18 protein-coding genes are annotated in these 20,968 nt (G+C 46.2%); 7 read left to right on the forward strand and 11 right to left on the reverse strand.

The window, feature by feature from the left end:
* Nucleotides 1-3 precede the first annotated feature (3 nt).
* Entirely contained in the window at nt 4-645 is a 642-nt protein-coding gene (locus IC007_RS02965; protein ID WP_149528336.1) for a hypothetical protein, read from the reverse strand.
* 1 nt (nt 646) lies between these two features.
* Nucleotides 647-1,450: a hypothetical protein gene (locus IC007_RS02970; protein WP_054846131.1), complete on the reverse strand. Its 804-nt coding sequence runs from the start codon at nt 1,448-1,450 to the stop codon at nt 647-649.
* 96 nt (nt 1,451-1,546) lie between these two features.
* On the opposite strand from IC007_RS02970, the gene IC007_RS02975 reads away from it, so the two are divergent.
* Nucleotides 1,547-2,299, forward strand: coding sequence for an ATP-binding cassette domain-containing protein (locus tag IC007_RS02975; RefSeq protein WP_149528337.1), 753 nt, complete (start codon nt 1,547-1,549; stop codon nt 2,297-2,299).
* Between the two features lie 169 nt (nt 2,300-2,468).
* Here IC007_RS02975 and cutA read toward each other — a convergent pair whose 3' ends face one another.
* From cutA to cutB, 3 genes are read right to left on the reverse strand one after another with little or no spacing between them, the layout of a single operon-like run.
* Nucleotides 2,469-4,715 (reverse strand): glyceraldehyde dehydrogenase subunit alpha, encoded by a 2,247-nt coding sequence (gene cutA / locus IC007_RS02980; RefSeq protein WP_054846134.1) that lies wholly within the window; start codon nt 4,713-4,715, stop codon nt 2,469-2,471.
* Entirely contained in the window at nt 4,712-5,188 is a 477-nt protein-coding gene (cutC, locus tag IC007_RS02985) for a glyceraldehyde dehydrogenase subunit gamma (RefSeq protein ID WP_054846135.1), read from the reverse strand. The genes cutA and cutC overlap by 4 nt, the downstream gene beginning before the upstream one ends.
* Nucleotides 5,188-6,027 carry a glyceraldehyde dehydrogenase subunit beta gene (cutB, locus tag IC007_RS02990; protein WP_054846136.1) on the reverse strand — a complete coding sequence of 280 codons (840 nt, stop codon included), beginning with the start codon at nt 6,025-6,027 and terminating at the stop codon, nt 5,188-5,190. Before cutB ends, cutC begins: the two co-directional genes overlap by 1 nt.
* Before the next feature lie 635 nt (nt 6,028-6,662).
* Between cutB and IC007_RS02995 the strand changes: the two genes are divergently transcribed.
* Nucleotides 6,663-8,021 carry a cbb3-type cytochrome c oxidase subunit I gene (locus IC007_RS02995; RefSeq protein ID WP_162302168.1) on the forward strand — a complete coding sequence of 453 codons (1,359 nt, stop codon included), beginning with the start codon at nt 6,663-6,665 and terminating at the stop codon, nt 8,019-8,021.
* 264 nt (nt 8,022-8,285) lie between these two features.
* On the opposite strand, the gene fdhD is transcribed toward IC007_RS02995, so the two are convergent.
* Genes fdhD through fdhF form a run of 3 tightly spaced genes read right to left on the reverse strand, consistent with a single transcriptional unit; the run spans nt 8,286 to nt 12,281 of the window.
* The gene (gene fdhD / locus IC007_RS03000; protein WP_054846138.1) at nt 8,286-9,056 is read right to left on the reverse strand and encodes a formate dehydrogenase accessory sulfurtransferase FdhD; all 771 of its coding nucleotides are present in this window, start codon (nt 9,054-9,056) and stop codon (nt 8,286-8,288) included.
* Nucleotides 9,049-9,369: a DUF1641 domain-containing protein gene (locus IC007_RS03005; RefSeq protein WP_054846139.1), complete on the reverse strand. Its 321-nt coding sequence runs from the start codon at nt 9,367-9,369 to the stop codon at nt 9,049-9,051. Before IC007_RS03005 ends, fdhD begins: the two co-directional genes overlap by 8 nt.
* Nucleotides 9,366-12,281, reverse strand: coding sequence for a formate dehydrogenase subunit alpha (gene fdhF, locus IC007_RS03010; protein WP_149528339.1), 2,916 nt, complete (start codon nt 12,279-12,281; stop codon nt 9,366-9,368). Before fdhF ends, IC007_RS03005 begins: the two co-directional genes overlap by 4 nt.
* Before the next feature lie 162 nt (nt 12,282-12,443).
* On the opposite strand from fdhF, the gene IC007_RS03015 reads away from it, so the two are divergent.
* Both IC007_RS03015 and IC007_RS03020 read left to right on the forward strand, forming a co-directional pair.
* Complete coding sequence (locus IC007_RS03015) at nt 12,444-13,022, forward strand: hypothetical protein (protein WP_054846140.1); 579 nt, start codon at nt 12,444-12,446, stop codon at nt 13,020-13,022.
* A gap of 757 nt (nt 13,023-13,779) precedes the next feature.
* Nucleotides 13,780-14,619 carry an NAD(P)-dependent oxidoreductase gene (locus IC007_RS03020; RefSeq protein ID WP_162302107.1) on the forward strand — a complete coding sequence of 280 codons (840 nt, stop codon included), beginning with the start codon at nt 13,780-13,782 and terminating at the stop codon, nt 14,617-14,619.
* Between the two features lie 357 nt (nt 14,620-14,976).
* Here IC007_RS03020 and IC007_RS03025 read toward each other — a convergent pair whose 3' ends face one another.
* Nucleotides 14,977-15,171, reverse strand: coding sequence for a hypothetical protein (locus tag IC007_RS03025; protein ID WP_054846142.1), 195 nt, complete (start codon nt 15,169-15,171; stop codon nt 14,977-14,979).
* Nucleotides 15,172-15,507: 336 nt separating this feature from the next.
* On the opposite strand from IC007_RS03025, the gene IC007_RS03030 reads away from it, so the two are divergent.
* The 3 genes from IC007_RS03030 to IC007_RS03040 all read left to right on the forward strand — a co-directional run bounded on the left by IC007_RS03030 (nt 15,508) and on the right by IC007_RS03040 (nt 18,703).
* Nucleotides 15,508-16,308, forward strand: coding sequence for a hypothetical protein (locus IC007_RS03030; RefSeq protein ID WP_149528340.1), 801 nt, complete (start codon nt 15,508-15,510; stop codon nt 16,306-16,308).
* Between the two features lie 11 nt (nt 16,309-16,319).
* Entirely contained in the window at nt 16,320-17,342 is a 1,023-nt protein-coding gene (locus IC007_RS03035) for a thermopsin family protease (RefSeq protein ID WP_232049040.1), read from the forward strand.
* Nucleotides 17,343-17,743: 401 nt separating this feature from the next.
* Nucleotides 17,744-18,703, forward strand: a complete 960-nt coding sequence (locus IC007_RS03040; protein ID WP_149528341.1) for a hypothetical protein — start codon at nt 17,744-17,746, stop codon at nt 18,701-18,703.
* On the opposite strand, the gene IC007_RS03045 is transcribed toward IC007_RS03040, so the two are convergent.
* Together IC007_RS03045 and IC007_RS03050 are read right to left on the reverse strand one after the other, a co-directional pair.
* Nucleotides 18,645-19,091 carry a hypothetical protein gene (locus tag IC007_RS03045; protein ID WP_054846147.1) on the reverse strand — a complete coding sequence of 149 codons (447 nt, stop codon included), beginning with the start codon at nt 19,089-19,091 and terminating at the stop codon, nt 18,645-18,647. The genes IC007_RS03040 and IC007_RS03045 overlap by 59 nt on opposite strands.
* A gap of 189 nt (nt 19,092-19,280) precedes the next feature.
* On the reverse strand, nt 19,281-20,828 hold the full coding sequence (locus tag IC007_RS03050) for a thermopsin family protease (protein WP_054846148.1): 1,548 nt from the start codon (nt 20,826-20,828) through the stop codon (nt 19,281-19,283).
* Nucleotides 20,829-20,968 lie beyond the last annotated feature (140 nt).

The following is a 20,968-nucleotide window of genomic DNA, read 5'->3' on the forward strand; positions in this document are numbered from 1 at the left end:
ATTTCACCTGTATTTCAGAATTATGTAAATCCCGGCAGACGCCCAGGAGGCGAAGAAGATCAAGAACGGGATTATTCCGATGAACGTACCTCCCACCAGTCCTATTACTGCCCCGGCTAAAGCCAAGTAGTCTGGGACGCTCGGTTTATCGACGTTCAGCACTGAAAAGATCTTGTGAAAATACCAAATAATTGCAAGGAGGACGAACAGGTTGCCTATGTTACCTATTAACTCGCCCGTCTCCCCTTGAATAACCCACGACAGGAGGTACGAGATTGTCACTCCTATTATCGACAGACGCGCGTAGGTCAAGCCTGAAAGTCTCTTTGGCCTTCCGTTCTCTCTCAATTTTTTAATTCTCTCCATTACACTGGGAATCCTATTTAGCTTCAGTAGGAGGGAGGACGAAACCAAAACATAAATTGCGTAGAGCGCTGGAGAGAATATGAAAACGTGGAGAAAGGTGGAGACTAAAGGGACCTTCGAGAACAAGTAAAGGTAAGCTAACTCCAGCCCTAACTCTAGGGGAAGGTATGTCGACACGAACAAGTAGAAGATTCCTATGGAGAGCCTCACCTTCCTGAGGTAAACCTTTCGTGCGAACTCCTCTCCCTCCCTTAAGACGGAGAAATGATCTTTATCCATGTTAAACTACCCTTTCCTCTTCTTCTGGTGTTAAATATATTCCTTTCAGGATGAATGCGTCCAACAACATTAGGGAGGTGACCCAGGATACGACTGAGATAACGCTCAGGAGGAGGTTCACTGTATAAGGTGTAGAGACGTTGAACCAAAACGAAGAAGTCCCGCCATAAGCATTGATCATGAGGTAGGTAGAGGAAAGGAACGGAGACATGTAGAACTCTGAACCGTGTGCTCCTCCCTCTATGATAGCCCAGTCGAAGGTGAAGTACAAGAAAACAGGGAGAAACTGGATGAAGTTCAAGTTCCTCCTTCCTTGGAACTTGAGGACCAACTGGTCTACAACCAAGGTTGTCCCTAAAATCGACATTCCTCCCAGCATGGAAAAGAGAACCAGTTCAGCTAAGTTACGAGGAAAAACTAAGGTCGAGTACTTCATGTCGAACATGAAGACGGTAAAGAGGACGAAGAGTCCTGAGAGGATTATGTACACTGTTGCTACTCCTCCAACAAGCTGAATGAGATATGACTTTCCGTTCATCTTGGAGAACCTAAAGATGTATCCGAAGGATCTCGACTGTTCCACGAAGGATCTACCTATTGCCACGGAGGAGAAAGCCATGGACATCATTAACATCAAGGAATACATCAGTCCTGACGCTTGTCTAACTAAGCCTGCGTTAATGTCATTCATTCGATTTAAATAAAAGATAGAGAAGAACTCCAAGGAGAGGGAAAAGAAAACGGACCAAGTTAACGTCCTTCTATCCCTCAAAAGGGACTTCAACACGTATTTCAAGAACTTCATGAATTAAGGTCAATTTCCCAGAATTTAAGGAGGGTGGAAAGGTACAATTTATGAACAAAGAGGTCTTATTATTTTCCCGGTCTTCCACAGTAACTTATGATCGAAGGTTTAAGTTTACAAGTGAAGGTGAAAGGAAGACCTATATTAAAGGACGTAAACTTCAAGATCGATGATAAGGTCCTCGTCCTCGGCCCTAACGGTTCAGGGAAGACCACACTGCTGAGAGTATTGAGCGGTCTCTACAAGTATGAGGGAAGCGTGAAGCTTAACGGAGTAGAATTGAGGAACATCAGCGATTTCCCGTCCTTTTCCTCCAATTTACCTGAAGTGTACCACATAGCAATGAAGACCGAGGACCTGGTCTCCATACTAAGCGAGATAAAGGAATGCAGTGAGGATATTTTCTCTCACATGATGAACGAGGCTGGTGTCAACCCCACTGGGAGGAATCCTTCCTCTCTGTCCCTCGGCGAGAGAACTGTGGTTTTCACTGCCCTCGCACTATGCTCGAAACCGGAAATAATAGCTATAGACGAACCGTTCGAGAACTTGGACAAGAGGAGAAAAGGGCTCATGAAGAGGTGGCTCAGCGAATACGGTAAGGAAGGGTTTGTGGTGACTCACGAAATGAACGTGTTAAAGGAATTCGGTTCTTGGAAGGCGTTCCTCATGATAGAGGGTAGGCTTTACGGCCCTATGGTGGTTGGTGATTTCCTCAGAAGCAAGATAGTGGAAGGGGAAAGGGATGGATCCGTGGTAATTGAAATAGCAGGGAAATTGTACTCATTGATAGTTTCCAATGAAGGTCAGGAGATAACGGATTGGAATAGGTTGTACGACTTGGTGTAAGGGAAAGCGGACTCAAGACAACATAATAAGAGTTGTGTACTCAGATCTTATCAAAGTGCTGGACAGTATAAAATATAGTTCATATCAATAGGACGGATATACAAAGGAAGGAACAAGAAAAATCCTTTTAAAAATGAAGAGGTCAAGTCAGCGTCATGAGGGGCTTACTTTACCTCCTATCTTTCATCGCCTTGTATATTTCCTCTGGGGTCACCGGAGTCTTGTTGAACCTCTTCCCTACAGCGTCCTCTATTGCCCTAACTATCGCAGCGGGTCCGACTATGAGTGCTGCCTCTCCTACTCCCTTCGTGCCTGTAGTATACTTAGACTGGAACGGATTCTCGGTGAAGTAAGAGACGTACCTCGGACTCTCCACCATGGTTGGAACGAAGTACTCCGCGTAGCTGACCCCCAGCTGTCCGTTGTCTTCTATCCTAGCCTCCTCATAAAGTGCTTGGCCTACCCCCTGCATGGCACCTCCGTGTATCTGAGCCTCAGCTAAGGCAGGGTTAATTACCCTTCCTATATCGTCACACGCGCGGTATTCCTTGACCTTAGCGATCCCCGTCTCGTCTACCTCTACCACAGCTAGGTGAAGCCCGTAAGGGAAAGTGACGTCTCCCTCCAAGGTAACTGAAGAGTAAAGTCCGGGGTCGTTCCCGGTGTAAGCCATCCTGGCTACATCGTTCCAGCTCAACTTCCTCCCGTCCTTGTGGATGAACTCTCCTGAAGAATAGCTAACCTCCTCCACGTCGGCCTTCAGCATCCTCGCAGCTATCCTCTTCATTTTCTCTAGGACCTGAGACGAGGCTATCTTGACAGCGCTACCCGCTATTGAGATAGTCCTGGAACCGTAAGTCCCAGTCCCTGAGGCAACTACCTGCGTGTCGCCCCAGACCACGTTCACCCTCGAGATATCTACTTGCAGTTCATCAGCCACGAGTTGCGCCAAGCCGGTGTCGGTCCCCTGACCGTGGGGAGTCCCACCGGTGATCACGGTAACGTCTCCCATTTCATCTACTCTGACCTCGCCGTATTCCCAAGGACCGAAGGCAGAGATCTCTAGGTAGAAGGCAGTACCGACTCCCACCATTTTCCCTTTCTTCCTCTCCTCCTCAGCCCATTTCTTCATTTCAGCGTACTTCAGCTTCTCCTTTGCCTCCCTCATGAAGGACAAGTAGTCCCCAGAGTCATACGTGAGCCCGAACGGGTTCTTGTAGGGCATCTCGTCCGCCCTCACGAGGTTCCTCTCCCTCAACTCCAGATCGTCCATGTGGAGCTCGTCCGCTACTGTACTCATGATCCTCTCTATGATGAACGTTGCCTCCGGCCTGCTGGCTCCTCTGTACATTGTAATCGGAGGAGTGTTAGTGTAGACCGCTGTACTCGTCAGACGAAGGTTCTTAACCCTGTAAGGACCTGGTACCATCAATGGGATAATGGCGGGCTGAAGTCCCTCAGTGTAAGTTAGGTAAGCTCCTAAGTCGACCAGGAGTTCTCCCCTGATTCCCAGGAGAGTACCGTCGTTCTTAACTGCCACCTCTCCCTTGAAAGAGTTGTGTCTGGAGTTAGAGGATATCATCTCCTCGCTTCTCGTCGCAGTCCACCTAACTGTCCTGCCCAACTTTATGGACGAAGCAACTACCGCCAAGTCCTCTGAGATGAAGTGCGCCTTGCTCCCGAAGGCTCCTCCCACGTCGGGCATGATGACCCTTATCCTGCTCGACGGAATCCCGAAGTCCTTGCTGAACTCCTCCCTTGCGAAGTGGGGTATCTGGGTAGAGTACCACACAGTCAAGGATCCGCTCTCATACCTCACCACTATTCCCCTCGGTTCCATGGGAGAGGGGATCAGCCTGCTATTGGAGGCCTCCACGGGGATTACCTTGTCTGCAGACTTGAACGCAGTCTCCACGTTCCCCGCGATGAAGTCCTTCCTATACCCAACGTTAGTGCCTAGCTCCTTGTGGACCATGGATTTGTCGCTGAGCGCGTCCTCCATCTTGGTCACTGCCGGTAACTCCTCATAGTCCACGTTTACCTTGTCGACCGCGTCAGCAACGGAGTACCTATCCACCCCCAGCACGATAGCTACGGGGTCACCGACGTACCTTGGTTCCTCAGCCAGAGCCCTTCTGGGCACGTACTTCCAGTCCTTGGGGTCTATGTATGTGACCCACGGCCCTGGGCCGTCCTTCAACATGGGGTTCAAGTCCTTACCCGTAAATATCGCGACTACCCCCCTGGTCTTGAGCGCGTCAGACAAGTCAATAGACCTGATCCTGGCGTGAGCGTAAGGACTCCTCACGAAACCTGCGTGTAGGGAGGACGTCTGTATGTCGTCCACATATTGGCTCTTCCCTGACACGAACTTCTTATCATTGATCCTCTTGACCGGTTTACCTACGTAGTTCATGGTCTCACCTTCGATGCCTCCTTCACTGCGTTAATGATGTTCTGATACCCTGTGCACCTGCAGATGTTCCCGTGCATTCCGTCCCTTATTTCCTCTTCGGAGGGATTAGGGTTCTCCTTGAGGAGGGAGTAAGCCTGCATTATCATCCCAGGAGTACAGAACCCACACTGTAACGCAAAGTTGTTGGAGAACGCCTCCTGTATTGGGTGGAGCTTTCCGTTCCCTATCCCCTCTATGGTCGTGATTTCGCCACCGTCTGCTTGGACAGCGAGGACGGTACAAGATTTCACCGACTTCCCGTTCAAGAGGACAGTGCAAGCTCCGCACGTTGAGGTATCGCACCCTACCTTAGTCCCGGTGAATCCCAAATCCCTCAAGAAGTGGACAAGGAGCTTCCTGGGGCTCATCTCCTCTTCGTATTCCACTCCGTTTATCTTGACCCTTACTTTAGCTTTCTCTCCCGGTTTAACCATCACGGCTGACCACCTAATGCCTTCATGGTTATGACCTTCATCACTTCCCTCCTGTACCAAGAGCTTCCCCTTACGTCAGAAGGGGGGTTGACAGCTGAAGAGGCTGCTTCAGCTACCTCCTTCACGTTCTCCCGTGTGATCTCCTTCCCCACTAAGAGCTTCTCAGCTTCCCTCGCCCTATAAGGAGTGTCAGACACTCCGGAGTATGCTAGCCTGAGGTCTTCAACTTTACCATCTTTCACCTTCAATGCTAACGCTAGTGATACCATCGCGTAGTCTCCTGCCCTCCTCACCACCTTAACGTACTTGGTGGTGTAACCTGAGAGCTTGGGAAACACCACTTCCTTCACCACTTCCCCTCTCCTGATGTCTGGGTTGAAAGGTCCCTTGAAGAAGTGTGCTGAGTCGACATCCCTTGTGCCCTGACCTGACTCCAGGACTACTTTAGCGTCCAGTGCTGTCAAGACCGAAGGGTAGTCCGCTGCCGGATCAGCGTTAGATATGCTACCCCCTATGGTCCCCATGTTCCTGACCTGAAAGTCCCCCACCTGCCTCGCGGCGTCGTAGAGGAGGGGAACCGAACTCTTCACGTGGTCCTTTGTCAGTTCGGCGTGTCTAGTCAGCGAACCTATCCTCACCTTGTCACCCTCGTCTTTAACGTATGACAGCGAAGGGATCCCGTTGAGGTCAACTAGGTATTTGCTTGAAATCACCCTCAACTTCAACATTGGTATCAGGCTTTGCCCTCCAGCTAGAGGTCTGGCGTCCTCTTCCTCGAGGAAGTCCAACGCTTCCTTCAAGCTATCAGGCTTGAAATAACCAAATTCAGACGGATACATAACACTTCTTGTTTTTCAAGAAATTTAAGTATATCCCTTTAAAATCGATTCCAAAATTCTTAAATTAATTATGTGTTAATGGTAATATATTGATTAAGGCCTATAGAGATATCATTTCAGGGAGAGACAGGCGACGAGTTAAGGTAAGTAATCCTTTCTTTTCCTACCCTAAATAAAGAGCTAGAGAGGACATATCTACTCCACTTCACGGACTTCGTTGTTCTCGTAATGTAATTTCTCTTTATCCGGACTGGCATAGGGAAGGTTAAAAGCTAGCTTCAAGACTTGAATGAAACACGAAGTCCTTTATCAATATTCACGTCCCTAGAGCGAAGTTACCAACCTAACACTAGTGGTTTCAAAGCGACGTAAACCTTAATCAAAGCAAATACGGAAGGTATTAGATGTATGAGACTGACGAAACCCGTAGGTAACCTTAGTTTTCACGCCCGTTATGAGATAGAGATGGCACATTCAACTTCAAGCCTTATCTTTCAATGCCATTGACGTGGGCCATAAAAACATGTTAAAAAAGTTTTTAAATGTTTAATATAACTATTTTATTATGTTATCAATCAAAACTTTCTTAATTAATTTTAATTTAATATTATCTTTTATTTAGAAAGGTGAGACCCGTGAGACTGAAAGAGATAGATCCAAGGGTCTTATACTTCCTTGGAGGAATATCCTGGTTAGGTATAACGGGAGTAGGGGCTATGAACTTGAGGACGTATCTCCTCAATGAAGGGTCTGAGAACTTCGACGGGGTTTACTACTTCATGTTAACGCTTCACGGAGATTCCGGCATGATCGCTTTCGTGGAGTTCTCAGCCATAGCCTTGATCCTTTACTTGAACAAGATAGAAGGAAGAAAAACGATCATGAACGTGACATTTCTGACCTCCAATCTGGGCTTATTGATCTTCTTTCTTGGGGGGCCGATTACGGGGTGGTACATGCTCTACCCCCTTTCAGTGCAACCGATCAGCTTCATAGGCATCTATCAAGACTACTGGATAAGTTACGTAGGACTCCTGATCGAATCGTTCTCCATGGAGATATGTTCTCTCTATCTGTTTACAAAGGCTAAGGGTTTCTCTAGGATCCCCGCCGCGTTGATGACCTTCTCCATTCCCTTCTTGGCCTTGGTGAGCCTGCTGTACATCCTAGCTTCAAACGGTTACTCTTTCCCTCCCTTGATAGTCGATACTCTCTTCTGGGAATACGGTTCTCCCGCCACTTATTTCCTCACCTATTCGATCATAGCGCTCCTGTATTCAAGCATGAGGTCTTACAGCGAAAGGTGGAGGAAGTGGACTGTGATCCCTCTGGCTGTCCTCCCCTTCATGATATTTGCTAACCATTTGCAGACGTGGCCTATCCCTGACTGGGTGAGGGAACTGTCAGACTTCTCAACCATGTTCCTGACCGGGTTCCTAGGGATCACGTTCCTCAATATGGTCATACCCATCACCACAGAGAGAGGAAGATCCATCAAGGATTTCCTGAACAAGGTCACTCTCCTAGGCTTCGCCGTATCTTCAGCTCCCTCGGTGATCTTACCGTTCAGCTTCTTTGATCCTGAAGTGCATGACACCTACTTCGTAGTAGGTAGCTTCCATTCCATAGTGTGGGACTTCCTGGTACTAGGGTTTCTAGCTTGTTTCGCTTCCTTCGTTAGTGATAGAGTCGAGATCGGCAAAGGAGAAACGTTGGTAAAGGTGGGTGCTTTAACGTGGTTGGGGTCGTCTACTCTCCTAAGTTATGTCATGATGGCTGCAGGCCTCTACGGACTCATAAGGAGAGAGATACATTTCCCCTTGGTTTTCATTCCGTACATGGATTTAATGAGTTGGCTCGCCTTTATTGCTTTATCCGGGATCTCCTTAGCTTTCTCGGTATTACTGATCAGGCTAGCCTCAAGCTCAAAGATGAAGTTAGACAGCCCAACTAAAAGAATAGAGAACTTTCTAACTATACTGAAGAGAAAATGAAGAACAACTGAAATCCTTATTTATTTGTTTTATATTGTTTTATTTTGTTTTTTTAAAAAAAGAAATTCTTCTCATCTTCGGAGATCAAGTAGTAAATAATCTCTTTCTCTTTTTTACTGTTAAACTCTATCAACATAAAAATTGGAGAAAAGCTCTTATTTTTTAGAAATAACTAAAATGGAAAATGAAGAGAGGAGCGTGGTGCTAGCCTCGATACCAAGATGATTCCTTGTCTCCCCTCTATCCATGTCTTTTACCATGCCTTCAGTTTAAGTCGAAAACTATGCGTTCTGGATGGGAATACACGTTCAGCCTTCCCTCCCTGACGAAGCCGACGAGGGATATGCCCGCGATGTGGGAGAGTTCCACTGCTGAACTAGTGGGAGCTGAGATAGCGGAGACCACTGGGAATCCTATCATGGCTGCCTTCTGGATTATTTCGTAACCCACTCTACCGCTAACTTGGAGTATAAGATCGTGGGCGTCTTTACCCGCCTTGAGCAGTTTTCCTATGACCTTGTCTACGGCGTTGTGCCTCCCTACGTCCTCTGCTATGAACAGGGGATTGCCATTCACGTCAAACACACAGGAAGCGTGCATACCTCCGGTCTCCAGGAAGGCCCTCTGAAACGACCTCATCTTCCTCGGTAGATCCATCAACACGCTCGACCTGACCTTCAAGGTTTCGTCCTGCCTGAACTGAACGAAAGGAATAGAGGAGGAACTGCACACTCCGCAACTGGAGTTCACCATGGTGTCCCTGAGCTGAAACGGGCTTCTCACCTTCACCTTGACTGAGTTATCGTGGAGTTGCATGAGCTCTATGTCGTCAATCCCCCTGATTGCGCCCTGAGTGAAGAGGAACCCTAGGACGAGGAAGTCGTCGTCCCCCGGTGTCCTCATGATGTAGATAGACCTTGAGGTTTCCCCGTGTACTACCGTGAGTTTCAGCGGCTCCTCACTCGCTATTTCGTCCTCCTGAACCCACGACTTTCCTTCCTCATACCTTAGGACCTCAACTCTCCTCTCACTCATGCAGTGTCTCACCTATGGACTTCATCAGGGAGAGGAAGAAAGATATGCCAGCCAACACGTCGGGGTCCCTCAACATCTTGAGTAGGTCAGTCAAAGTCTCGGCCTTCTTCAACGAGTCGGGATCGAGTTTACTCATAGCCGCCATGAGTGTGGACATGTTCTTCATCACGTTTGAGTTGTTCTGCAACCAGTTCGCTACCTCTAGCAGGACTCCTTGTCTGCTCTTAAGCAGGGAGTTGAGGATGTCCAACACGCCAGCCTCGTCCATCTGCCTCATAATTTCCATTATTTTCTCTATCTCACTGTCGCTCATTGGTCTACCACCTTTTCATAGTCCTTCCTTTCCCACTTCCTCTCTACCATGACCCCGCGTTGAGGGGTCCTCTCAGCGTTCCTCGGGTTCCACCTAGGTAAAGGTGGCTCACACGTGGAACATGACTCTATCTTCTCTATCTTCACCGGTATCTCCTTGTATGCAGGAGTTCTAGCTGTGGGGTCCTTCTCGTTGAGGGTGACGATGTTCACGTTCATATCCTTGTCGTCGTGGATTGAGAGGAAGACCTTATTCCCGGATACCCTACCACTGACGAGAACCTTAGTCCTCAATTTTCCGGTCTCCGACATCACCATCACTGTGTCACCGTCCTTCAGATCGTAACTCTCAGCGGTATGTGGGGATACCTCGAGGAAGGTCTCTGGTACTTTATACATGATCCCTTGGGTTTTACCGGTCATCCTCATCCAGTGGAAGTGTTCCAGCATCCTTCCGTTCACTAGGTACAAGTTATACTCTTGATCGGTCTTCACAGGAGGTATCTCCTTGGTCACGTAAAACTTAGCCTTCCCGTCGGGGAAAGGAAACCTCTCCTCGTACAGGAAGCGAGAGTCCTTGTTCCCTTCCAGAGGCCAGAGGACGCTCTTGAACCCCTCCAACTTGTCGTACGTAACTCCCGCGTAGATAGGAACAGTAGAGGATATCTCCTCCATAATCTGGGAGGGGTGAACGTAGTTCCATCCAGCGCCCATCTGGTTTGCTACCATCTGTATAATCTCCCAGTCGGGTTTAGACTCACCTAACGGTTCCATGACCTTGTATAACCTCTGAATCCTCCTCTCGGTGTTGGTGAAAGTACCTTCCTTCTCTAGGAAGGCTGCTGCTGGCAGGATCACGTGAGCGTATTTAGCTGTCTCGGTGAAGAACATGTCCTGAACTACGAGGAAGTCCAGCTTGCTCAACGCCTCCCTTGTCTTGCTCTGGTCGGAGTCAGCTAAGACCTTGTCCTCACCCATGATGTACACTGCGTGAATCTTCCCCTGGAGAATTGCGTCCACCATGTCCGTACTTGTAAGACCTGGTTCCCTGGGTATTTTCGTTCCCCACGCGTCCTCCAATCTCCTGATCGCCTCATCACTATAAGGCTGATATCCCGGTAGGTAATTGGGGAGGGCACCTACGTCGCCTACTCCCTGAACGTTTGCGTGTCCCCTGAGCGGAAAAGCGCCTGAACAAGGCTTTCCGTAGTTGCCCGTCAACAAGAGGAGGTTCGAGATAGCTGTAGAGGTTTCGCTTCCGTCCTGGTGCTGTGTCACCCCCATAGCCCAAGCTATCGCAAGTGTCCCACTCTCATGTATCATCTTAGCTATCTCCTCAACTACGTCTCCCTTGACTCCGGTGACCTTCTCCACGTACTCAGTGGTATACTTTTCCAAACTCTTCCTATAGACCTCAAAGCCGTTAGTCCTCCTCTCTATAAACTCCTTGTCCTCCCACCCGTGGTCTAGGATAGCCTTAGCAATCCCGTTTATCAACACTACGTCGGTTCCTAAGTTAGGTGTTACGAAGAGGTCGGCCCTCTCTGCCATTTCGTGCTTCCTTACGTCGATTACAACCAGCTTCTTTCCTTCCAGTTTGTGAGCCCTCTTTATCTTCCCAGCGATGACTGGGTGAGCCTCTGCCGTGTTGGTCCCGATGAGGATCACTAGGTTCGCACAAGCTAGGTCGTCTGAGGAGCCGCTGTCAGCTCCGTACCCCACTGTCCTTATCAGACCCGTTGTGGCTGGGGACTGACAATACCTCGCACAGTTATCGACGTTGTTGGTCCCTATCACTGCCCTCGCGAACTTCTGTGCCAAGTAACCTTCCTCGTTTGTGGAAGTACAAGACGCGATTACTCCTACCGAATCGGGTCCGAACTTTTCTTTAACCTCCCGAAGCTTACTCGCGACCAGACGTATAGCTTCCTCCCACGAGGTCTCCCTGAAATGGTCACCCTCTCTCACTAGAGGTTTAGTTAACCTTTCACCACTGTTTACGAAGTTCAGCCCGAACTTCCCTTTGATACAAGTCGCGACACCGTTAGCAGGGGACTCGGGCTTGGGCTCTACCTTCAGGATCTTTCTCCCCTTAGTCCAGACCTCGAACGAACAGCCGGTACCACAGAATGTGCACACGGTCTTGGTCTTCTTTATCAAGGAATTCCTCATCCTCTTATCGATATCACTTATCAACATGAAGGGGGAGAAGTCCTTCTCGCCCGCCTTTGCTGCGTCGATTAGCTTGTCCTTAACCTCCTTGTTTATCCCTGTAAAGTAACCTGCCTCTCCAAGGATGGACTTCTCCATTAGTGCGTTAACCGGACAGACGGTGACGCATGTACCGCAAGAGACGCAGGAGGAATAATCCACGGTTTTACCGTTGCTCCATACAACCCTGGGAGGGTTCAAGTCCCAGTTTATCCTGATTACCTCGTTCACCACTACGTCCTGGCAAGCTTCAACGCACCTCCCGCAGAGTATGCACTGTTTAGGGTCGTACACGTAGAAAGGATTAGAGTCATCTACCTCGTAGGGCTTGGGGACGAAGTGTTGTGAGTAAACCCCCTCCCTTGATACCGCTTCGTGGAGCTCACAGTCAACGTTGTTGTCGCAAAACGTACAGTACAAGTTGTGGTTCTTGAGCACAGTGTCAAAAGCCTTCCTTCTAACTCCCTTGACTTTTTCATTATCAGTGTTCACTACCATTCCTTGCTCCACTTTCGTTTCACATGATCTTACAATCTTTCCGTTTGCCTCAACGAGACATAAATCGCAAGTCCTAATGGGACCTAACCGGGGGTTATAACATACGTGAGGAACGTAAATCCCGTTCCTCTCTAGGACGGTTAAAATCGTGTCTCCCTCTTCTGCTGTAACTTCCCTATTATTTAGTTTAATTCGAAGAGGCATGAAAAATAAGTATCAACTAACTTTTAAAAAGTTTTGTTAGAGTGAAAATTTAGTAGATATTAGATGAAAAATCTAAATTGTATAAAAACTTATTTTAAGTTTTATAGCTTAATTAGATAAATCAAGATAGCTTTTTATACTTTAGAAAATAAGTTTAAACACATGGTAGGTCCTCTTCCACCCTTAGCGGTCGGATTCTTCGGGCTAGGAACAGGATATTATATATACGGTGGTACTGAATTTTTTAGGTTCCCAAAGGACGGAGGCACTGCCCTTAACCATTCGCTGGGACAATGGGGCATATGGATGCCGGGTTTCCTTCAGTTCTTGACTGGGACTTATTTATGGCTCGGGCTTACCGTGTTTAAAGCGTTCCAGTCAAGTCCAGTAACCTACATGGCTGCACTTGCGTTCACTGCGTACGGTGTCCATTGGTTCGCACTCGGAATCAACAAATATATAGGCGGAGATAGCAGGGTCGACGGTTACATGGCTATAGCTTTCCTGTGGATATCCATTATAGGAGCTACCGTGTTCGGCTATGCTAAAGATTACCCTGTAATGGTATTATTCATTTTGCTGGCTTTAGTTTACATTTCCGATATCCCGGCAAGCTTGCTACAATCACCCTCATGGACTAGGGTAAAAGGATTTTGGCATCTGATTACGGGAACATGGCTTATGTACCTTACATTCGCCGCGGCATTAAACTTCGGCTTAGGATTCACTCTCCCACTGTGAAATTTATCACAGAAACACCGTTGTTGCTTTTGAAAATTGAGATTTTTAAAAAAGTCTACTTTTTTCTTTTCCCATTCTTTTTACTGATTATATATATTTCATAATTAATACAAATGAAGCCTCTTCTGTTGTTCATGTTCAGTATAATGTTGTTTTTAAATAAGCAGTCATTATCAAGAGTTCCGTATTTAGGTTGGACTCTGTAAAATCTAGTTCCCTGAACTATTTGTAAAGTGATTTTAGGTCTACCGTAAAGAGGAGCTTACCCCTACAAGACTTCACAAATGAAGGTTCGTCGAATATACATCTAACGTCCAATTAAAGAGACACTCAATGGATTTATCAATGCTAGAAGGAAAATAGAGGTTTTCACCACTTTTAACTGCCATGAGAGCCTCTATATGACCCTGCTACTAGACCTCTAAAATTTGTTTAACTTCAGGTAGATTATAGTTGTTATATTGATAATATATAAGGTAGTGAGAAAGCATAAAAAACACAAGAATTTATTAGGATAAAACTCTTTACAAGACATATTACATTCTGCTTTCATGTAAACAAAGGTATAAACTTGGATTAAATTAGGCGATTTTTTAAGATAAATCGGATGTTTTTCTACCTAATTTAAACAGTTTCCTATATACACATTAGAAAAATATTCGTTTTAGCCACCGTACTGTGAAGCGTGATATATAAAGTGGTTAGATTCCGAATAAAATAATATTAACGATGGAGTATATTATCCATGGGAGTAGAGATGAAAGTGGGAGTGATAGGACTTGGCAGAATGGGCTCTGGCATGTCCAACAACTTGATCAGGAAAGGACACGAAGTTTACGGTTTTGACGTAAACCAAGAGTCGTACAATAGGTGTAAGGCCATACCCATGCAACCGCAGGAGATGGCCAAGAGGGCTGACGTGATCATCCTCTCCCTTCCCACGGGGAACGAAGTCAAGGAAGCACTGAACCTATTGAAGGACTTCAGGGGTACGATAATTGACACGACCACCCTCAGCGTAGACGAGGTGTTGCAGGTCCTGGACCAGGCAAGCATAAATCTGGATTACTTCACGTGTAGGCTGGAGAGGGGCCCGAAGGAAGCCAACGAGGGAACTCTTGCCATTTACTGTGGTGGGGACAGAAAGACATACGAGAAACTGAACCCTCTCCTTAACGACATGGGGGAACACGTGTATCTTGGGAGCCACGTGCAGGCTACAATGCTGAAGTTGTTGGGGAACATAATAGGCACTGTAATCGTGGCGCTCAACGCTGAGGTCTCAACTGTCATGAGGACTTTAGACTTGGATCCAGAGACCGCAGTTAAGGCCCTTTCCATGGGCGGGGCCAACAACGCTCAACTTTTCAGGCTAATATGGCAAGCTAAAGGGCAACATCATGAGTCGTTCTCTCTGGACTTAGCACAACACGTCGTGGAGATGGCAATAAACTCGTGTAAAAGGTACGGAGTCAAATACCTACCTCTCGCGGAGCTGACTAACGGTATGATGCTCACGGCTAAGTCGTTAGGCATAGGGAAAAGGGACGTGTCAGAAATATCGAAGTTGCTTGACATGATCAACTCCTCAAAGTGATCTAGTGAAAATCATGAAATCTCTTCATCTTAGTAAAATATAGTAGTGATAAAAGAACACATAGATAGTCCACTAGGCTTGAACGATAGAGACGCCGAGATACTTATGAAGTCAGTGAGATTTAAAAATTTCATAGGCAAGATTTTTGAAAACATGTAAATATATCTACGTTGTCAGCCTTTCGCTCGATGAAACTTTCAGATGAACTGAATAGAGAAATTAACTTACATCTAGGCCTTTCAATAATATATTGAGTGAATTTCCGCTTATTTCTCTGAACTTCTACTTGAAAGTGGAGCATCGAAACATCTAATGTAATGGAAGTGGAACTAGATAGGTAGATTTATTCATCCATTTTTAAGCACCGTCACTTTTTATCAATACGTCATATAAAATAAGATAAGTTCTATGTCTCAACGCTATCGTTTCGGCTGAACTGCAAAGCCCAGATTTCACACTGACCCATTCCTGGCTGGCCATACCTATAATATCTGAAACGACTATGTTAGCTATGAGGAACATCACTACCTTCTTGTTGAACTTAACCTCCATGGTTTTCTTCCTTATCCGGAACTATTCTATTACCCCATTCATCCCCTAAGAGGTAAAGGATGGAGCTCCACAATAGATTAATCGCTGTTAAACGGAAATTTAGCTCAACCTCCAGAGATTATCATTTAATGTATATTTTAGTTGACTTATGCATTACATGAATACTTCATGTAATCTTTAATTTCCTTAGGTAACGAGCTTCTCGGTTCCCACCAAATTCTAAATTAAGTGTTTAGCTAAGAGAGGGTTTTCGCGTAGCCTCGATAAGACTTGAAATGACCTATAAGTCCCTCAACAAGAGTTAATAGAAGATTAGGCTTGTAACATACGATAAACATGAAAATAAGAGGGATCTTAATCTTTATTCTATTTCTAGCCTCACTTATCCTATTGCCGGGGTTTGGAGCTCAGACCCACGGGCAAGAGTACGAGTACACTTTACCTCAAGGTTACTTCGAATACTTTAAACTAAACCTTAACGGAAGTTACGCACTGATCTACGGAGTTAAGGCTAACTCCTCAGTTACTGTTGACATAATGAACGCAGACCAGTTCATGTGTTTCAATACCACAGGGGTTCAGAGAGAGATCTATCAACAGAACTCATCACAAGTTGTTAATGGGCTTTTGGTCACACCAGGGACGTACTACCTGGTGGTTTACTCTCCCTTTTACCCTTCCGCATTTAACGTGTACCTCAACTGGACCTCGTTACAGTTCGTGAAATCTACAGAGGTAGCCCAGGAGGAAGTAACTATACCGTCTCAGGAATATTTCTTCACCAGGCTACATTTAACTACCATGGGTTCTCCCTTCACCCTTAACTTAGAAGGTTTAAGCAACGAGTCCGTGTCCTACGTCATCTGGAACTCGTCGACCGTCTTCAACTCCAGTGACGTCACGATCACGCTAGGTCAAAACTACTCTTTCGGTTACAACATTCATCTCTCGCCTGGGGTCTACTACCTCAATATAACTAACCCTCACTCGGAGAGTGCATTGGCCTACTTTTACTACAAGATAGACCCAGAGTACGTTAACCCTTACCTAACCAGTTTGAATAGGGACGACTCCTTCACCATGGGACTAGCGTCCTACGGGTATCTAACTCGTCCAACATCTCGACATATTCCCTGAAGTTCAACGAGATTGCAGGTTTCTTCAATTTCTCAGAGATAAAAGCCTTTAACGCGTCAGGATATCTGGATAACGTAAGCGACTATGGGGCATCATTACAGATGAATGCGGTAGTCAGCCTGAATGGGTCGGTGTATTGGCCCCAAGACGTTCTTATATTCATAACTAACGAGTCTGGAGTGTTCCTTCACGACAACGTGTTCAACCTCTCCTCTGACAACGCGACTCTGACCAACCAGTCCATAACCTCACCCTCAGGGTTCGTGCTTGGGACAGGTCACAACGCGTACTACGGGAACTACAACTCCTCTATCTTCCTCAGTTACAGCCTCTCCTTTGCAGGTTACATGATCATGAAAGTGGAGAACTCCTCATCCGGCACTCTGATTAAATTCGGGGTGTTGATCCTGCAGAACGGAACTTACACCCACGAGATGTTCTGGTTCAATAACGTCACGATCCATCAACGCGGTGATCCTTATTTCCTGGTGAACGGTACTGAGTACACTCCCGCTGGGATATACTTTTACATGGGGTCTTACTACGACGCAGAGCTAGTGCTGGCAGGCGAAGCGAATGGAGAGTCTACGAGTTTCACATCCCTCCACGGGAAGTTAGGGCTATTTTACGTGGTGGACAACAAGTTGTATTCATTCCCATCATACTATACCTTCGGGGCTGATACTGGGGAGTCCACCAATGACGTTTATGTTTCCTATGACGGGGCTGTGCAGGTAAATTCAGGTCAATTAGACCTCACCGACTTCGGTCAATTGAACGCTTCTCAATATCCTCCGCTGACTTTCGAGGTTACTAGTCAGAGTTCTCCCCACGCGACCCAGAGCTCCACAGGGAGTTCATCTCAACCTCCCTCACAATCGAGCGTAACTTCTAACGAGCAGTCAACCATGACCCACAATGTGTCAGGGAGTCAGACTTCCAACACTGGGTCAAGTGACATAGACTATTCCTTCTTAGGGGGAATAGTGATAGTTATAGCAATGCTAATAGCGTCGAGAATGAAGAAGAAATGAAAGAAACTTACCAAGGTATGCTCTTGAAGGAAAAAGGGCACTAAGTTCAAAACATGTGTGTTATACATATTAATACTTCAACCTCTTTTTTCTTTTCCTCCCACTTTCATTTCGCTTTCCCCTTTCTCAGCCTTTTTCCGTCCTTCTGATTTAACCTCGGAGCAGTTTCACGGGAATTCATGTGACTTAAATGTTTTCACCTAGTAGTATTATAAAAAAAACAAATTTTATCCATTTTGCAGTGAGGAGGTTCTAGAACCTATAGCTAATTATTTGACCTCTATCACGTCGCTATTAATTTTAGGGTCATGTAAATCTGCAAGGATTTTCTGATAAGAGCTACTCGATGAAAGGAGAATCGTCATTACCTGCATTTAATACTCGTTATGAGATATACAATCATGGAACCGACTTACGTCCTCCTATTCCGCCCGCTTCACGAGAGGGTTAAGTTCCGATGTAAAGAGGTTCTACAAGGCACCCCCCACGAAGTAGTAAGCGAGTGTTTTAATATAGAGAAAGGGGTGACCACTGAGGAAGTGTCAGGGCTTCCGTTCCCCACTGTTTCCGTCAACCCAACTTTAAGCGGGATATATGATGAAATCAAGGGAAGGGACGTCATCGTGATCTTACCAAGGGAATTGGACTCCTCCCTCCTTTTCATCACTTGCTCTTTCTTATCCAAGTCACGTGTCTTCTACGTGGACGGTGAATGGCTCAAGGAATGGGACTTGAACCCCATCTACCTTTCAATGGGGTTGAGGTTTCTAGATGACAGACTGATCCCGGACTCCCTTCCCGAGGTGAAGAGGTCCCTGTGGTACTTCAGGAACGGGATCACCTTCCTCTCCTTAAAGGAAATGGAGAACCTGAGGTCTCTCACAATGGACGACCTCTCGAGGGAGATGCTGAGTACCATCCTACTACCATCAGGCGACGACGTAACTAAGATAGAGGAGATGGTAAGGCTGTACATCAGGGCGGGTTACTACGACAAGGCTATCTCGTTAGGACGCGAGCTACCCGTAATCTACTGCATGAGGGACAGAGGGTACGGAAAACTTCAATTCGACGAAAAGGACAGGAAGAGCGTATACATGACGTGCAGGAGGGCGTTAAGGAAGGTCTTGAGGGAGTTCTACCCGGACTTCTTGGACCTCAGGAACTACCTGATGCATATGGGGCTATCAGCGTCCTTTGACGTAGAAATGAGGGAAGGGTTCATGAGCTTAAGCGAGGAAAGACAGAAGATGATAAGTGAGGAGAACGTGAAGGAAGTAGCTGAAAACGTGTTGAACCTCGCTAAGGAAATACACGAGAGGGCTGAGGAGATTCTCTCGTCTGAGGGAGGAGAGGACTAGAATAGATGTTGATATACTTTACGCTGTAACTTTCCTCACCCCCGTTCTGAAAGACCAAGTTTACAACGTAATAAGTATCGTTCTTCAGTGTAGCCTTGAACGTGGTACATAGTATCACTTTCCCTTGAGAGTCCAGAAGCTTCACGGGAGACGTGTTATAGTACTTAGTCCCGTTAATGTCCAGGTAGGCCCCTTTGACTGTAGGGATCTTACTGAATTGCATGTTGAGGTAAACTCCATGCGTACTGAAGTCAGGCGTAAGTTCACCGGAGATCACCCTTATTATAGGTTCGTCCTTCGGGGGGTGATATAACGATGTAGATATCAAAGCTAGGGTCAAAACTGCAAAGAAGGCTATTGTGAAGCCTATGACTAGCCTTTTGTTCATATACCTAATTTAAGACGAGGCTCTTAAAAAGCATCTGACAAATACTCATAATACCCCCCACTCGATTCCCTGGAAGTTTTACACCTATTAGGTTTACATACTTGGAAATCGAGACTATCACTTCTTTCAATGAGTTCGTAATCTCAATTTATTTCCTCTTTCCTTTAAAGAAAAATAAACTTATCATCCTTACTTCCCCCTAGATGATCTGAATTTAAGGACTGCCACTATAGCCACTACTCCTGACAGGACGGACACCAAGGCAAGCTCAATCTCCATGTTATCTCCGCTATGGATCAACGTAGTAGTATTAGGAAAGCGTGTTGAGTTGATCTTCTCGAAGCCGAATACCTTAGGAAGGGGAAACGGTGTCCCTTCTGGCTTCAATTCTCTCAAGTTCTCCTTCCCAGTGTAACTGTATGCCTCACCTGAACCTAAATAGACTACGTGCATGTTGTCCACCCCCTCCTTAGTATCTGCCCCAAAGGAGTAGTAAGACGGAAACGGGACGTACCTAGTTCCGTTCAGGTAAAGGAGAGCCAACCAACCGTTATAGGACTTGAGCGAAGTCACCTCCCCGTTTCCTCCTCCGCCTATTACGAGCTCTGCGTCGTAAAATAATCCAGATCTGGATACGTTCCCTGGTGTGTAATTCTTACCATTTACCAGGAAATCAAAGATGCCCTTCACACTGTAGTTGGAGAACCAGTAAGTCTTCTCTGAAGTCAAATTCACGAAACCCGATCTCATGACAGACTCGCCGTTGGTTTGACTGACGTTCAGCACAAGATAACCTACAAAAGGAAATGTGAATTCCTTCACGGAAGTAGAGCTCACATATATCAATGAGTTCTCGTCAAGACTTACGTTGAATACGTTCATTGTAAGGTAGTATGTGTCATTAAATGTGTTCATGTAAATTACGTTCTGTATGAAATATTGTTGGTCGCCGTTGCTAACTACTCCGTTTAGTTGAATTGAAGCGGAGTAAGGGTTTGCCAAGTCTTGGGACGAGTTCAACGTCCTAATTTGCGATATGTTTACGTAACCCAAAAGTGACGATGTATTGATTTCATATGTGGTCACGTTTCCTGAGTCGTTCATTACTCCGTACGAGGCTAACCCCATAGGCATATCTTCATTGGCTACGACGAACGGGTTCACGTAACTTGGATCGAACACGTAGTTGAGACAGGCCTCCTCACTGTAGTTGTGAGGGTTGTTTACAACTATACCGTAGCTCCCGGGGGATAGGTGAAGGGTATCATAGGCCCACGTTTTGTTGGCTGATATCAACATAAAGGATGAGTTATAAAGATACGAATTGAAAGTCGAGTTTCCCACTACGTTCACCGTAATCCTGAACGGAGATCCTGAAGAGTAAGGCGTGACCCACTGTATCACGCTCTGATTCGGCCCTACGACAAGCGTCTCTCCTGAGACCTTAGACCATGAATAGTTAAGGCGTGCTTGACTCGCGTTGGACTTGATCTCGTATTCGCCCTGAGGGAGGAGAACTTTCGTGGAAGAGTTAGACGTTATTCTCAGGAAAGCTTGATTTCCAAGGTAAAGAGTAGCATATGAGGGTTCGTCTGAAGTGAAACAAATAGTGACTACCCCTAGAGACTTCACCTCAATCATGTGAACGTATTCTGGCGAGAGGACTGCAGAAAACGAGAGGATCGGCTGAAAGAACATAATCAGGAGTATAGCTAAGGTTGTTAGTTTCTTTAGCACTAGTGAGTGATGTAATAGAGAGATTTAATTTTTTTGAGAACAAATTTCGATGTGGCTATGACCTGATTTTTCTCCTCACTTTAAAGACAAAAATAACGATAACATAGTTAAGATAAAAGAGTGACTCTTCAGATTTGTCT

The organism is Sulfuracidifex tepidarius (assembly GCF_008326425.1).
GTDB classification, from domain to species: Archaea; Thermoproteota; Thermoprotei_A; order Sulfolobales; family Sulfolobaceae; genus Sulfuracidifex; species Sulfuracidifex tepidarius.